Annotated in this window: 11 protein-coding genes; 2 read left to right on the top strand and 9 right to left on the bottom strand. The window is 36.9% G+C overall.

The window, feature by feature from the left end; all coding sequences use genetic code 11:
- From mgtE to LC457_RS14540, 4 genes are all read right to left on the bottom strand, one after another.
- On the bottom strand, positions 1-1,323 hold the full coding sequence (gene mgtE, locus LC457_RS14555; RefSeq protein ID WP_149388215.1) for a magnesium transporter: 1,323 nt from the start codon (positions 1,321-1,323) through the stop codon (positions 1-3).
- Positions 1,324-1,966: 643 nt separating this feature from the next.
- Positions 1,967-2,113 carry a hypothetical protein gene (locus LC457_RS14550; RefSeq protein WP_223600514.1) on the bottom strand — a complete coding sequence of 49 codons (147 nt, stop codon included), beginning with the start codon at positions 2,111-2,113 and terminating at the stop codon, positions 1,967-1,969.
- 32 nt (positions 2,114-2,145) lie between these two features.
- Positions 2,146-2,286, bottom strand: coding sequence for a hypothetical protein (locus LC457_RS14545; RefSeq protein ID WP_223600513.1), 141 nt, complete (start codon positions 2,284-2,286; stop codon positions 2,146-2,148).
- A 309-nt stretch (positions 2,287-2,595) separates the two neighbouring features.
- Positions 2,596-3,144 carry a pyruvate decarboxylase gene (locus tag LC457_RS14540; RefSeq protein ID WP_223600512.1) on the bottom strand — a complete coding sequence of 183 codons (549 nt, stop codon included), beginning with the start codon at positions 3,142-3,144 and terminating at the stop codon, positions 2,596-2,598.
- Positions 3,145-3,317: 173 nt separating this feature from the next.
- Here LC457_RS14540 and rpsO point away from each other — a divergent pair, with 173 nt between their 5' ends.
- Positions 3,318-3,587, top strand: a complete 270-nt coding sequence (rpsO, locus tag LC457_RS14535; protein WP_045494446.1) for a 30S ribosomal protein S15 — start codon at positions 3,318-3,320, stop codon at positions 3,585-3,587.
- 387 nt (positions 3,588-3,974) lie between these two features.
- On the opposite strand, the gene LC457_RS14530 is transcribed toward rpsO, so the two are convergent.
- Positions 3,975-4,334: a DUF4260 domain-containing protein gene (locus LC457_RS14530; RefSeq protein WP_223600511.1), complete on the bottom strand. Its 360-nt coding sequence runs from the start codon at positions 4,332-4,334 to the stop codon at positions 3,975-3,977.
- 121 nt (positions 4,335-4,455) lie between these two features.
- Positions 4,456-5,877 (bottom strand): sugar MFS transporter, encoded by a 1,422-nt coding sequence (locus tag LC457_RS14525; RefSeq protein WP_223600510.1) that lies wholly within the window; start codon positions 5,875-5,877, stop codon positions 4,456-4,458.
- Between the two features lie 441 nt (positions 5,878-6,318).
- On the opposite strand from LC457_RS14525, the gene LC457_RS14520 reads away from it, so the two are divergent.
- Complete coding sequence (locus LC457_RS14520) at positions 6,319-8,577, top strand: polyribonucleotide nucleotidyltransferase (RefSeq protein ID WP_223600509.1); 2,259 nt, start codon at positions 6,319-6,321, stop codon at positions 8,575-8,577.
- 299 nt (positions 8,578-8,876) lie between these two features.
- Here LC457_RS14520 and LC457_RS14515 read toward each other — a convergent pair whose 3' ends face one another.
- The 3 genes from LC457_RS14515 to LC457_RS14505 form a co-directional block, all read right to left on the bottom strand.
- Positions 8,877-11,294 (bottom strand): TonB-dependent receptor, encoded by a 2,418-nt coding sequence (locus LC457_RS14515; protein WP_223600508.1) that lies wholly within the window; start codon positions 11,292-11,294, stop codon positions 8,877-8,879.
- Between the two features lie 5 nt (positions 11,295-11,299).
- Positions 11,300-11,740, bottom strand: a complete 441-nt coding sequence (locus tag LC457_RS14510; protein WP_223600507.1) for a MarR family winged helix-turn-helix transcriptional regulator — start codon at positions 11,738-11,740, stop codon at positions 11,300-11,302.
- A gap of 119 nt (positions 11,741-11,859) precedes the next feature.
- Positions 11,860-15,084 (bottom strand): M1 family aminopeptidase, encoded by a 3,225-nt coding sequence (locus tag LC457_RS14505; protein ID WP_223600506.1) that lies wholly within the window; start codon positions 15,082-15,084, stop codon positions 11,860-11,862.
- Position 15,085: the final 1 nt, after the last annotated feature.

Genomic DNA, 15,085 nt, shown 5'->3' with positions numbered 1-15,085 from the left:
TTACAAAAGTTTTCCGGTTAAGAAAGCCCCGGCTACGCTAAAATAGATAATAAGCCCCGTCACATCCACCAATGTTGCTACAAACGGAGCAGAAGAAGTGGCAGGGTCAAGGTTTAATTTCTTTAAAACAAATGGAATCATAGATCCGGATAATGTTCCCCACAACACAATGGCAATCAGGGAAACGGAAACACTCAGCCCAACATAAACCCAATATTGGCCATAATCAAAAAGCCCAATCTGCTGCCAAAGCATGATTCTTATAAATCCAATAACTCCCAGAATAGCGCCAAGACATAATCCGGAGATAATTTCCTTTTTCATGACATACCACCAGTCTTTCAGGCTGATTTCCTGCAGTGCCATCGCACGGATAATCAACGTGGCAGCCTGCGATCCGGAATTTCCTCCACTGGAAATAATCAGCGGAACAAACAAGGCAAGAACAACCGCTTTTTCAATTTCTTTATCAAAATACCCCATTGCAGAAGCAGTCAGCATTTCCGAAACAAATAAAATAATCAGCCAGGTTGCCCTTTTTTTGATCATTTCAGTCCATGAAGTTTGGATGTAGGGAAGATCTAACGCTTCCAATCCCCCAAATTTCTGGATATCTTCCGTGTTTTGCTGTTCAATTTGATCCAGGATGTCATCTATTGTTACAATACCAACCAGAACACCAGCTTCCGTAATAATTGGAAGAGCGCCACGGTCATACTTTTCGAAATAAGTTACCGCATCCTCTTTAGAAGTAGTGGTGGTAATGGCTACAAAATGATTGTCTGTGATATCAGAAACCAGTGTATCTTCCTCTTCCAACAGTAAAGTTCCGATAGCAAGGTCATCAATCAGACGGTTTCTTTCATCCACCACATACAGGTAGTTCATGGTTTCCACTCTTTTTCCTACCTTTTTGATCTGCTGAAGACATCTTTTTACGGTCCATTCCTTACGGATCTGAATATAATAAGGAGTCATCAGACGGGCAATAGAGTCTGAGTTGTACCCAAGAAGCTTTAAAGCAATTCTTCTTTCCTGAGGATTAAGATGATTAATAGAATATTTAATAAGCTCATCCGGGAAATCCTCGAAAAGAGCAGTCCTGTCATCCGGAGTCATTGCATTCAGGATCTCAGAAACTTCATCACTTCCGATACTTCTGATTGTATCTTCCTGGAAATCAGGATCAAGATGTGAAAAAACCTCTGCTTTGTATTCTTTAGGAACCTTCAGAAACGCGAGCAGCCTCTCATCAGCAGGAAGTTCGCTGAGAGTTTCGGCAATATCGGCAGGGTTGAAGATAAGTTCGTCTCTAGAATTCAAAACGTGAAATTTTTTGGATATGCAAAAATAATTCAAATTTTTAAGACTGAGCAATAAAGTGGCAAAATTAAGGATTAATTAAAGTTATCACTTCAGTATAAGGGCAAAAAAACACCCGCCGAAGCAGATGTTCAAAAATTAAATTTAAATTCCAATATTCTTTAAATTGGTTCACATTCCGAGGTAGGGATGTACGTACAAACTGAATTTGTACAGCACTGGTATGGTCCACAATCTGAGTTGTCCCCACACTTTTTTATTCCGCTTCCTTTAATATTTTTCTGCTCCAGCCTGTTCAGCTTCTTAAGATTTGAATTTTTCATGGTGATCAATATTTAAGATTAAGGCTCTATCGGACAGTCATGATCAAGACATTCTCCATTGCAGCAATATCCCACAGAACATGGCCTTGTTATACTGCATCTGAACGGCCCTATACCGCCATTAATTTGTTTCGCAGCCTCTCTGCTGAGTTTTTTTAGATTTTTCATATAGTTATAGTTTAGATTTAATGTTAGACTAAAATAATAAATATTTTCATATTATTCATTTGGTGGTGAAAATATTTTATTATAAATCAATATTTTATTTAAGTTTTAAATAAAAAACACCTACAATTGCAGGTGTCCGTAATGATCATATATTATTCCAGGGGACATGGATCCACAACACAGATGTTATGACAACATGATCCGCCCGGACATTCATAATGTTCCGTACATCTTTTGAAAGGTCCGCCGCCTTTGATTTCCTTTTGAACTTGTCTGCTGATTTTTTTTAGATTTTTCATGAGATTTGATTTTATGTGAGTTAGTTTATTTTTTATTCGATACAAATGAAGGGTGAGCAGATTCCGAAGCAGCACCATCCAACACTACAAGGATTGGTTTCGCTGCATCGTTCCATGGATCCTCCATTAACTTGTTTTGCTTTTTCTCTGCTGAGTTTCTTTAGATTTTTCATGATATTTTGGTTTTAATGTCAGACTAAAATAGTAAAAAATATTTAATAAATCCTTGTTTGGTGAAAATATTTAATTGTTAATCAGTTGTTTATGATGTATTTAAACTGAAAGCACCTATCCCAGAAGTGCGAATAAGTGCTTTATTTAACAAGAAAATACTTTGTAAAAATTATGAATGATGAATGATGAATTTTTCTGGTATAGCTAATTGAACAGCGGAATAAAAATTCACGATTGACTTGCGAAGCAAAATTGACCATTGATTATCAAAGGCCTTATATTCTAACTTTAAACTTTAAACTTTAAACTCAAAGCTCTGCTTCTGTCGGTTTCAGCTTTCTCAGTTTTTTGATGATTCCCTTTATCGCTCCTTCGGTTCCAATTTTAATGGAATTGACTGTTGAACCCAGCAGACGCATATTTTTTCGGTAGGTGTCATAGTCCGTTTCCGTGACAAGATTTCCGTCAGAACCAAAAAGTTTCATGCTCACAACCACCTGATTGGAGAAAACATATTTTCCAAACCCAACTTTGAAATATCTCACTTTGGAAACAATCGCAAAATCTGCATCATTATTGAGACAGTAATCTACGATAGTCTGCTTATCTATGCTGTCAAACGGAACCTGAACTTCTGCGCGAAGCATTTTATTTTTTCTGTTGCTGAAATTATCGGAAACAGCGTCAAAGAACGCATTGTTGGTGGGATCTTTTATCTCATCAACATCAGGCTCTACTTCAGGATTGAAGTACAGAACTTTTTTTATTTTGTCATCAGCAGTTTTCTGGGCTTTTACCGAAGTAAAGCTGATGAATAAAAAAGTAGTAATTGCTGTAAAGAATATAATTTTTTTCATTTGTAATTCGAATGCAAAATTACTGCCTTTTCGTTGGATTGCATAAAATTTATTAAGAAATTTTTAACATTTTTTTCTATCAAATTTGATTTATGAAATCAATAATGTTTGCAGAATCAAAAAATAGTCGTAATTTTGCACCCGTTACATAATAATCATTAAACAATATTGGAATGTACTTAACAACAGACAAAAAGCAGGAAATTTTCGCACAACATGGAAAATCTGCACAAGACACAGGAAGCGCAGAAGGACAAATCGCTCTTTTCACTTTCAGAATCAACCACTTATCTCAACACCTAAAGGCTAACCGTCACGATTTCAACACAGAGAGATCTCTAGTGAAATTGGTAGGTAAGAGAAAAAGTTTATTAGATTACCTTAAAAAGAAAGATATCGCAAGATACAGAGCTATTATTGCTGCATTAGGTTTAAGAAAATAATCTATAAAGATTTTCAAAATAAAAAGCAACTTCGAAAGAGGTTGCTTTTTTGTTTTTACATAACAAGGGATTTTTAACCGCAAAAGCCACAAAAGTTTTTTAAGAAATTACTAAATGGTTGAGAAGAATACTTAAGTTCCTTAAAGTCTTTGATTTTCATGTTATAATAAAAGAATATTTAGATTCCTACGGAATGACAAACTGCATGGATAGACCATCATCACAATTGTGTCATTCCATAGGAATCCAGACACATTAATCCAACAAGAAAAGCATCAACAGAAATTCAATCCTGACAAAAATATCAACCGAAGGAGTGAAAATTCCCCTCCCTTGGAGGGGTGGCAAAAATTCTTTGAATTTTTGACGGGGTAGTTTACAACATACCTATTCAGCCTTCTTCCCAATTTTCCCCAAATGCGTATTCTGAAAACTATCCGGATATTTCAATCCATAGCCCAGAATTCTGTCAAAAGCTGAGTGAGAAAATAAAATTGCTCCTATCATCTGCAAATAGGGCAGAGATAAAGCTGTTCCGGCAAAATAAACAATCACAGCTACTCCAAAGTGATGGAATAGATTATAGAAAAATGCTCCAACCTTAGTATTCACCGTATACCCCAGCATTGAAATGTCCGGCGCAAGGAATAGTCCGGCAAACCACCACCATGAATATCCCGTTTGGGCAAAAGCATAGATCCCTAACAACAGAAATGCTGCGTATTCAAGCTTTAATTGTATTTTCATAATAATTTGGTGTTAATTATTAGATAAGTTCTTTTTTATGGTAGAAAGTTACATTTTAAGATCGAAAAAAAGCGGAACACCTTTGAGATATTCCGCTTATACATTTTGATATGATTGATTTTTAATGCCCTGATTTGGCTTCAGTGGTTTCTACATGACCAAGATATTTGGTACAGTAAGCGCCGAAGATCAGAATAACCAGATAACAGAATACAGGAATAATGAATGAATGCTGTACTCCAAACTGATCTGCAAGATATCCCTGGAAAATAGGAACAATAGCACCTCCTAAAATAGCCATTACCACTAAGGAAGACCCCTGACTGGTATATTTACCCAACCCTGAAATAGCCAGTGTATAAATATTGGAGAACATGATAGAGTTGAAAATTCCGATTCCTAAAATGCTGTACATAGCCAGTTCTCCATGATTGACCATGGCTGAAATTAATAATACGACATTGATCGCTGCAAAGATTGATAACGTTCTTGCCGGAGCCGCTTTGCCAATGAAAAAAGCAATGAAATTCAGAACGATAAATACAAGGAAAAAGCTGATCTGAGAGAACGTAAGATTTACAATGCTGAAGATGACAAGGAAAACAGCTCCTGCTGCCCCAAGCATATAAACAGCCTTTTTACCCTGGCTTAAAGATTGGTTCAAAGAGATAGCTCCAAGAAAACGGCCGATCATAGCACCGCCCCAATACAAGGAAAGGTAATTCTTACTGATGATTTCATTAAAGCCCATGATCTGCGGCTGCTCAAGGAAACTGATAATAAAGCTTCCTACCGCTACTTCTCCGCCCACATAGCAGAACATAGCAAATACCCCGAATTTAAGATGGCTGAACTCAAGCGCTCCCCAGCCTTTTACAGCCTCTTCTTCACCCATCTGGAATGATGGAAGTTTAACTCTGGAAATCAATAGGGCAACCAATAAAAGGATTCCTGCAAAAATAAGATACGGAATTCTCGTTGCTACCGCACTGAATGATCCGTCCGGAGATGAGAAAAATTCAAAAATAAGGTGGCCTCCAAGCACAGGAGCAATCGTAGTTCCGAATGCATTGAATGCCTGTGTCATATTCAGTCGGCTGGAAGCAGATTCTTCACTTCCCAGTAACGAAACGTATGCATTGGCAGTAATCTGCAATACCGTAAAGCCTAATCCTAAAATAAATAAGGCTCCTAAAAACAACGGATAATACGAAAACGTAGCTGCGGGATAAAACAGGACACAGCCAAAAGCTGCGAGAAAAATTCCGAACAGGATTCCTTTTTTATAGCCTAATTTATTGATAGGATCTCCTTTGGTGATAGAGATCAGGAAATAAATCAGAGATCCGATAAAGTAAGCTCCGAAAAAACAGAACTGTACCAGCATGGATTCAAAAAAGGTAAGATTGAAAAGTTGCTTCAGATAGGGAATCAGGATGTCATTCATACAGGTGATGAATCCCCACATAAAAAACAGCAGGGTGATGGTAATCAACGGAACCGTATAATTCCTGCTTTGCGATTGTACTTCTTTATTAATCATAAACATTTATTTATCTGTATAAGGATAAGTCCTTAACTTTTTTTGCCTACAGCATTGCATTTTGTGAAGTAAGGCAAATATAGGGATCAACCTATGCTTTTGCAATAATTTTAGTGATTTTTATAATGAAATGTATACTTCTTTTCGATTCAGAATGTTATTTTCATTTTTTGAGACAATAATACAAAAACACCAGCATTTTTCAATGCATTATCTTCAGAAAAACGCATTTTTGTTTTCACAAATAACGAATAAGTTGAGATTACAGCTATAAATTTTTGAATCTTTCATTAACTGATAGCCAATTTTTTGTATTTTGACGATCTATTTATGCAAGTGAAAAATTTAATATTTCATTATTATATAGTACCTTTGCACACGAAATTTAAAGAGTTTAAATATTAATTCATACTCAATACGGAGTATTAAGAAGACAAATTTATGAGTATACCTCAAGCGTTTACAGAAATGATTACTCTTGCTGATGGCAGAGAAATCACTATCGAAACAGGGAAATTGGCCAAGCAGGCTGACGGATCTGTGGTAGTAAAAATGGGTGGAACAATGCTTTTAGCAACTGTTGTAGCCAATAAAGAAGCAAATCCTGGTGTAGATTTTTTACCATTAACAGTTGATTACAGAGAAAAATTCTACGCAGGTGGAAGAATTCCCGGAAACTTCTTCCGTAGAGAAGCAAGACCTTCTGATCAGGAAATTTTAACAATGCGTTTGGTGGACAGAGTTTTACGTCCGCTTTTTCCTGAAGATTTCCATGCTGAAGTTCAGGTGATGATTTCATTAATTTCTTATGACGGAAAAACAATTCCTGATGATTTAGCAGGTTTGGCGGCTTCTGCAGCTATTGCTATTACTGATATCCCTTTCAACGGACCAATGTCTGAGGTAAGAGTTGTAAGATTTGACGGAGTACTTTCTATCAACCCAAGCTATGAAGAATTGAAAAATTCTGAGCTAGACATCATGGTTGGAGCTACTAAAGATTCCATCGTAATGGTAGAAGGTGAAATGAAAGAAATTTCTGAGCAGGAAATGTTAGAAGCTATTAATTTTGGTCATGCTGAAATTAAAAAGCAAATTGAAGCTCAGGAGAGATTAGCAGAAAAAGTAGGAAAAGCTTTCCCTAAGAGAGAATACTCTCACGAAAATCACGACGAAGAAATTCGTGAAAAAGTATGGAAAGAAACTTATGATAAAGTATATGAAGTAGCAAGAACTCCATCTGGAAAAGAGGAGAGAGGAGAGAAATTCAAAGCAGTTCGTGAAGAATTCCTTGCTCAATATGCTGATAATGAAGAAGAATTGGAAAGAGTAACACCTTTCGTAAAAGTATATTATCATGATGTAGAAAAAGAAGCAATGCGTCAGATGATTCTTGAAGACAATATCCGTCTTGATGGTCGTGATCCTCAAACGATCCGTCCAATCTGGTCAGAAATTGATTACCTTCCGGGAGCTCACGGTTCTGCAGTGTTTACAAGAGGTGAAACTCAATCTTTAACAGCAGTAACTTTAGGTTCTGTGAAAGACGCCAACATGGTAGACAGCGTAATTACGCAACACGACGAAAAATTCTTCTTACATTATAACTTCCCTCCTTTCTCTACAGGTGAAGCAAGACCTTTAAGAGGGACTTCAAGAAGAGAAGTAGGACACGGTAACCTTGCTCAGAGAGCATTGCAGGCTGTAATTCCTGAAGAAAATCCATATACGATCAGAATTGTTTCTGATATCCTGGAATCCAACGGTTCATCTTCAATGGCAACAGTTTGTGCAGGAACATTGGCATTAATGGATGCCGGGGTACAGATTACAAAACCTGTTTCCGGTATTGCAATGGGATTGATCACAGATGCAAAATCAGGTAAATTCACGGTACTTTCTGATATCTTAGGAGATGAAGATCACCTTGGAGATATGGACTTTAAAGTAACAGGTACTGCAGACGGTATCACTGCTTGTCAGATGGATATCAAAATCCAGGGACTTTCTATGGATATCATGGAAAAAGCTTTGATGCAGGCCAGAGACGGAAGATTACACATCTTAAATAAAATCACTGAAACAATTGCTGAACCAAGAGCAGACGTGAAACCTCACGCTCCGAAAATGGTTGTAATGGAGATTGCAAAAGACTTCATTGGAGCTGTAATCGGGCCTGGAGGAAAAATCATTCAGCAGATGCAGAAAGATACCGATACTGTTATTGCTATCGAAGAAATCGGAGAAATCGGACGTATCGAGATTGCAGGAACAGACAGAGAGAAAATCAATGCTGCGGTTGCTAAGATCAATGAAATTACTTTCGTACCGGTTGTAGGTGAAGTTTACAAAGGTAAAGTAGTGAAAGTAATGGACTTTGGTGCATTTGTAGCCATTGCTAAAGGTACAGAAGGACTTCTTCACATTTCTGAAATTGAATGGGCTCGTCTGGACAAAGTTCCTTATGCAGAAGGTGATGAAGTAGAAGTGAAGTTCATGGGTTATGATGACCGTAAGAAAATGAAGCTTTCAAGAAAAGTTCTTTTACCAAGACCTCCAAGACCGGAAGGACAAGGTAGACCAGAAGGACAGGGAAGACCGGAAGGGCAAAGAAGACCAGAGGGACAAAGAAGACCTGAAGGACAGAAGCCACAAGCTGAAAAGCCAGTGGAAAACCAGACTCCTTCTAACGAAGCTTAATAAGATTCATTCTTAAACATAAAAAATCCCTCAATTTTGAGGGATTTTTGCTTTGTAGGGTATAAAGTTGGAAAACGTAGAGGCGCAAAAAAAATAATATAGTGTTGATTAAGGCGCAAGAAAATCGAAGATTTTCAGCAAGCAAATTACTTTATTTTTTCATTTGCTTTATCTAATAGACCACTGAGAGATTAAAGTAAATGTATCGTTAGCGGTACTCAATTTTATCGAAGATAAAATCCTTGCGCCTTAAATACAATGTTTTATTTCTCCTTCTTTGCGCCTCTGCGTTTTTCTAACTAGCTTCCGATTCTCTGTTTCAGATCCTCAGCACCTCCTGTTTTTCTGGGCTGCCCATTTTTAGAAGATCCGAAATTGTAAGTGTAAGAAAGTGTCACCACACGGGTATCTCTTTTTACGGCAAAGTTTTCGAGATAATCATTATAAACGGTTTGTCCTTTTATATTGCTGGTAAAGAACATATCCGTGAAGGCCAGCTTCAGGGTACTGTTGTTTTTGAATTTCTTTTGTGCTCCGATATTCAGATACCAGTTGGGACTTACATCCAGATAAGCATACACTTCTCTTGCCTTATAATTCCCGGTAAGCTCAGCAGTGAAACCATTTCCTAGCTTGAATGAATTGATACTGTTGATACTAAAGGTGAAATTTCCTTTGTTATTGATCTGTGTTCCTGAAACATTTCCGGTGTATGATCCATAGTAGAAATTGGCACTGTTGTTCATATACCACCATTGGGCCACCTTTACAGGAGCAATAAGATTTAACCCGAAATAAGATACGGAATTTAAATTTTCAATAGTCTGCACCGTCACCACCTGGCCATTTTCTACCACTGGTTTCAGGATATCTGTGATATTATCAGAGGTTTTGCTATAGCTTAATGTTGCAAAATATTTGTTGTTCAGGCTGTAAGTCAGTTCATAATTCATCGTGGTCTGTGCATTCAGATCAGGATTTCCTGCCTTAAGAGTAGTGGGATCAAGATAAAACTTAAAAGGATTCAACTGGTTGTAGCTGGGCCTTGTAATTCTTCTGCTGAAATTAACTTCAAGATTACTTTTATCGGTCAGATCATAAGAAAAAACAGCACTTGGAAACAATTGGGTGTAATTTCTTTTGTTAACTTGATTGGTGGTAAGCTGCGTTCCTTTTACATTGGTGTTTTCCATTCTTAATCCCGCTGTGGCTTTGAACTTTTCCCATTTTTTAGAGACGTTTCCATACACTGCATTAATATTTTCTTCGTAAATAAAATGATTGGTTTTAGAAAGATCAGGAATCAGAATTCCGGAGCTTGCATTGAAAAACTTCAGATCATTGTCTGTTTTTACAAAACTGGTTTTAATTCCCGTTTCCAGCTTCCATTCATTTTTAAAATTCTTGGTAAGATCAGATTTCAGGGAATAGATATTCAGTTTTCCATCCATATCACCTTTTATGATATCCAGACTATCCTTTCCACTGGTTATTCTGCGCGTTTGGGTATCAAAACTTTGCAGTGAAGAATTTGTATAATTAATGTAGTCAAAATCGGTAGAGATTTCAGAGCCTAAAGAATCAATTGTATATTTATGATTAAGGTTGAATGATAGATTGGTCCAGCGGTCATTCGATCTGTTGACGGTGGTGAATGAGCTTTCAGGAAGATGGTTGCTGCCCAGTGTCACATTGGAATTATCTCCGTTCACATTGAATTTGTTTGAAACCAGCCCTACAGAAAAACCAAGAACATTTTTATCATTCAGGTAATAATCCATTCCCGCTTTGGCAACATGGCTGTTGAATTTGAATTTCAGATAATTATCCTGTACATAAGCTTTTTTGAAATTGTTGGCTTCATAGAAATTTCTGTCCAGCACCAGACCATTATAAGCTTCCCTGTAAGCAAAGCTGTAATTTCCGAAAATATTGATTTTCTTATTTCGGTGGTTAATGCTGAAACTGTTATTATTCTTCACATATTTACCCGTTCCTAAAGACGTGGAAATACTTCCGTTGGTTCCTTTTCTCTGTTCCTTTTTAAGCTTAATATTAATGATTGCGGATCCTGCAGCATCATACTTGGAAGAAGGGTTGGTGATGAATTCTATTTTTTCAATGGTGGAGGACGGAATTCCCTTAAGATAATTGGCAAGATCACTTCCGGTCATCGGCGTATTTTTGCCATCAATCTGAATCAGGAGATTTCCTTTTCCGCGGAGACTGATATTATCATTATTGTCAATACTTACTCCCGGCGCTTTTTCCAATACTTCAAAAGCCGAATTTCCGGTGCTGGCAATGCTGTTTTCGACATTCATGATCATTTTTCCGTCCTGTCTTTCAATGAGAGGTTTGGTTTTTGTAATCGTTACGCCTTCAATAGATTTTACATTAAGGTCTATGGAAGGGAGCGTTGTATTTTCAGACAATGAAATATTTTCCGAATGATAGACTTCAGTACCATTTCTATTGATCTTTACCTGATAAGTTCCTTGTTTTAAATCATTAAAATTAAATTTACCATTACTATCAGCAATTTCTGTTTTGATTAACTGATGATCTGCATTAAAGAGATTGATCTCCATCTGATCGGCCTTGCCGGATTGTATATTTCCTGACAAAGACAAACTCTGTGCTGCCTGCTGGGCAGAATATCTGCTGCTGAACGAGATCAGTACACAGATAAAAATAAATGAGAGTATTCTGGTCATAGTTTTTACTTTTTAGGGTTAAGACAGTTTTCTGAAATTTTCAGTAAAGCTGAATACATGACTTCCAGTTCCTCATTTTTGATACCCTTTAAAGCTGTTTTACGGTTCTTCTCTACGATATTCTGAACCTCTTTAATTACTTTTACTCCGGAATTTGTTACTTCCAGGTTGCTTTTTCGGCGGTCTTCAGGATGAACATGTCTTGTAATGTATTCGGATTTTACCATTAAATCAATAATTCTTGTGACAGAAGCGTTGTCTTTAAAAACAAGATCACCAATCTCATTCTGGGTAATTCCCGGGTTTTCCAGAATCGCTTTGATGATAAGCCACTGATCGATCGTGATCGTATAACCATGGGCTTTCAGCTGCCGCTGAGCATAGTTTCTGTAGGCTCTGATTGCTTTGTCTATGTTGTAGAATATAATTGAATTTAACTTTTCCATATTTCAAATTTAAAATGACTTATCAATTATTGATATATCAACTAATTGGTATTGCCCCTTTTTATTTTGTTACAATTCCTGAAAAATATTTTCAAAAAAAATTAAAAACGGTTTGTCAATTATTTCGGTTTTGTCTTTGTAGAGGCGTTTTTCAAGCCTGAAGTAAAAGTTATATTTTCTGTGGTTTTAAATAATCTGTCGATCTGTTTTCTGGCTGAAGGATCTGGTGTTACTTTATAAAACTCATTCATCAGATCTAGTGAAGAGGGTTTCTTAGGATATTGATTGTTGTTCAAAAAGCTTTTTAAAGCTGTATTGACATTATCCTCACCGATTAAATTACTCAATTCTACCATGGCTGCAGCCCCTTTGGAATAAGAAATATGAGGAGCATCACCCGTAGCTCTATAGATGGGAACATTTTCAGACAATCCTTTTTCATTGTCATAGATCTGCTCATGCATTTTGATTCTTTCCATCATTTTTTCTCTGCCATGCATTTTCTTATAAAGCATCATTTCCGTATACATAGCCAGTGTTTCGGTAAGCATTACAGAACCTTCTCTGTCATCGGGATTGATCTGGCTGTTTCCCCACCAGAGATGTGAAAGTTCATGTCCTGCAAGTTCATTGATGACATCCTGTTTCTTGTCTGCCTGTATATTAGCATGGAAAATCATACCTTCAGGCATAAAGACAGCGGAAGGATAGGCTGTAGCCGCAAAACCTCTGGTAAAAGAGGAAATCTCTGCAAAATTGATGGTTCTAAAAGGATATTTCCCAAAATTCTGCTGACAGTACTCTAAAGTAAGCTTCGCATTTTCCAGAAGATGATCTGCATTTTCAAAATGTTTTTGATGATAAAAGATATTGATGGTAATTCCTTTATAATGCTCACTTTTTATTTCATAGTTAGCTGAAGAAACAGCAAAACGAAAGGGGATTTGACCTGCTTTGTACTCAAAATAATTACGCCCTGCTTTTGTCCATTTCTTTACAAGATCTCCTGTGCCTATGGCTGTTTGGTTCCATTCAGTAGAAACAGTCATGTTGAGATTAATAAAATCCTTTTTTACCACTTCAGGAGCTTCCGGTTTTTTCAGTTCCGTATGTTTTCCCAATTTGAACTGGCGGCGCTGCTTTTCATCCTGAATTTCATAATCCTTTTGATATCCAATGGTGGGATAATATCTGCTGATCCTCATAAAAGATCCATCTTCAATAATAGCATTAAAAGACTGATGGCCATTCACAGCAAACCATCGATAAGACAGATTGAAATTCAGAAAAGCTGTTTTACCTGGAAGAATAGCCTGTTTTAATACAATTTCTGTAGTGTTTTTATCAATGTTCATTGTTTCGGGGCCTGATGTCAATGCAGCAGATTCAAGATTTAAATCCTCATTAAAATTGACGAGTATTTTGTTGATGGGCTGATCAGTTTGATTGGTAAGGGTGTATTTTCCTACAATCTGATAGGCATTTTCTGAAGGATACAGCTTAATTTCTGTGGTAACATCAGTAATATCAGGCTGTGGAAGATTTTCATATTTCCGGAAGTTTTTTTCATATTCTGCTGAGCTTAAAAGGTTTTGGTCTTCATTGTCAGGAATATATCCTTTCATAAAAAATATTCCGGCAAAGATTCCTGAAATCAGAAGAAGAATACTTAAAATGGAAGAGACAACAGATATTTTTTTACTCCTGATTAAATGATTAAACATCCATAAAGTACAGATGATAGCTGTTCCAAACAGAAGTCTTTGGGCAAATGCTTTTTCATAGATTCCATAGCCGTTAAAATCACTGTAAGTACCTTTAAAATCAGAAAATATTCTGAAAAGAGGGTAGGAGATGATTTTCCCGGAAACAGGACCGGACAATACAAAAACTGCGAGAATGGAAACTCCGAGTGCAATGAATTTATTAGGAATTCTGTCATTAATCAAAAGGATCAATCCGGAAAACAGCATCAGAGGGAAAGTGTTGAAAAGGAAAACGCCGAGATACGCCTTCCAGTCGATATGAAAATACTGATAAGCGGCCTGGAAAACAATTCCCTGGGCAATTAAAATTCCAGTAAAGAAAAACAACAGAAGGCTGATGGAGATAAAATGTCCTGCTAATCTGTTTTTTGAGAAATAAGTACTGTTTTCAATCAGGAAAAATCCGGAAGTCCGGCTTCTCCAGAAAATATTATTCAGAAAATATACTGAAATAAGGAGACCAAGCAGATGAAAATTCTCTGAAATAGTTGTTGCCATAAGTCCCGAGCCCGCATATTTCTGGGGAAGACGAATCCCTTTTTCAATCTCGGCATACATTTCCATGCCGACACAAAATAATAGAAGGATAGAAACTGCAGGAACAGCAATACTTTTGAACAGATAAGTAAGATCAGTTTTCACAAAAGAAAATACAGCCTGAAAAGAAGAGAGCCCACCAAAATTAGCTGAAACAGTTGAATATTCTGATCTGTTCGTTTCCGATAATGGCTGAATAATTCCTGATGCTTTTACTTTCTTTCCTGATAAATTGGAGAATGAAAATAATCTGAGTGAGAGAAAAAGAAATCCAACTGATATTAGGATAAATAAGATTCTGTTGAACAACAGATACCCCGTAAAAGGAACCATCTGAATATTTTTCTGATGAGAACTAAGATCACGGGCCTGCATGAAATAAGCAGACAGTCCAAAAGGATCAATCAAAGCTGAAAACCGCTGTGTTTCCAGAGACTGAGGCAAGCTTCCCGCCATAAAAGGTGAGTTGGAAAACAATAAAATAACCATGTATAAGACATACAAAAGCAGCCCGCCGACTACAACCAATAGTTTTTTCCTGACAATAAATGAAATGAGAAACAGAAAGCTGCAGACAAATAAACTATTGATAAGACCAAAGATCAAAAGCGGATAGATGTAATGGATGATCGTAAAACCTTCCTGCATTTCACTTCCGGTACGCATGATTTGCCCTACGAGAAATCCTGTCATCAGAAAAGAAAAACTTACAAATGTCTGTAAAAAATAAGCAGCGAATTTCCCGTTCAGATAAGTAGATTTTGAAATCGGAAATGAAAACAGGATATGGTCAAATTTTGAATCCTGATCTTTAAACAAGAGCTGTAAAGCATATACAGTAGCGAAAAAAATAACGGCAAGACTCAGCATTCCGGTCATAAAACCGATGGTATAGGGTGAGTTTAAATAAATTCCTTCTCCTACTGAAAGATTGAACTGGCTTCCGCAAAAAATACCGAGAGCTATCAGAAGTAAGGCCACAAGATAGGTGAGCCAGTGCTTGGAAGAGCGTCCGGCTTCAAATAAAAATATAGTGTTCATG

It is taken from the genome of Chryseobacterium sp. GVT01B (genome assembly GCF_019970045.1).
Taxonomy (GTDB): Bacteria; Bacteroidota; Bacteroidia; order Flavobacteriales; family Weeksellaceae; genus Chryseobacterium.
Note: the sequence above shows the minus strand (reverse complement) of the source record. Positions and strands in the feature narration are given on the sequence as shown.

What these genes read in the sequence shown, in the direction of transcription:
- LC457_RS14525 (WP_223600510.1), bottom strand. Translation starts at nt 5,877, where the DNA reads ATGATTAATAAAGAAGTACAATCGCAAAGCAGGAATTATACGGTTCCG.
- LC457_RS14510 (WP_223600507.1), bottom strand. Translation starts at nt 11,740, where the DNA reads ATGGAAAAGTTAAATTCAATTATATTCTACAACATAGACAAAGCAATC.
- LC457_RS14515 (WP_223600508.1), bottom strand. Translation starts at nt 11,294, where the DNA reads ATGACCAGAATACTCTCATTTATTTTTATCTGTGTACTGATCTCGTTC.
- LC457_RS14505 (WP_223600506.1), bottom strand. Translation starts at nt 15,084, where the DNA reads ATGAACACTATATTTTTATTTGAAGCCGGACGCTCTTCCAAGCACTGG.
- LC457_RS14530 (WP_223600511.1), bottom strand. Translation starts at nt 4,334, where the DNA reads ATGAAAATACAATTAAAGCTTGAATACGCAGCATTTCTGTTGTTAGGG.
- LC457_RS14520 (WP_223600509.1), top strand. Translation starts at nt 6,319, where the DNA reads ATGAGTATACCTCAAGCGTTTACAGAAATGATTACTCTTGCTGATGGC.
- rpsO (WP_045494446.1), top strand. Translation starts at nt 3,318, where the DNA reads ATGTACTTAACAACAGACAAAAAGCAGGAAATTTTCGCACAACATGGA.
- LC457_RS14550 (WP_223600514.1), bottom strand. Translation starts at nt 2,113, where the DNA reads ATGAAAAATCTAAAAAAAATCAGCAGACAAGTTCAAAAGGAAATCAAA.
- LC457_RS14545 (WP_223600513.1), bottom strand. Translation starts at nt 2,286, where the DNA reads ATGAAAAATCTAAAGAAACTCAGCAGAGAAAAAGCAAAACAAGTTAAT.
- LC457_RS14540 (WP_223600512.1), bottom strand. Translation starts at nt 3,144, where the DNA reads ATGAAAAAAATTATATTCTTTACAGCAATTACTACTTTTTTATTCATC.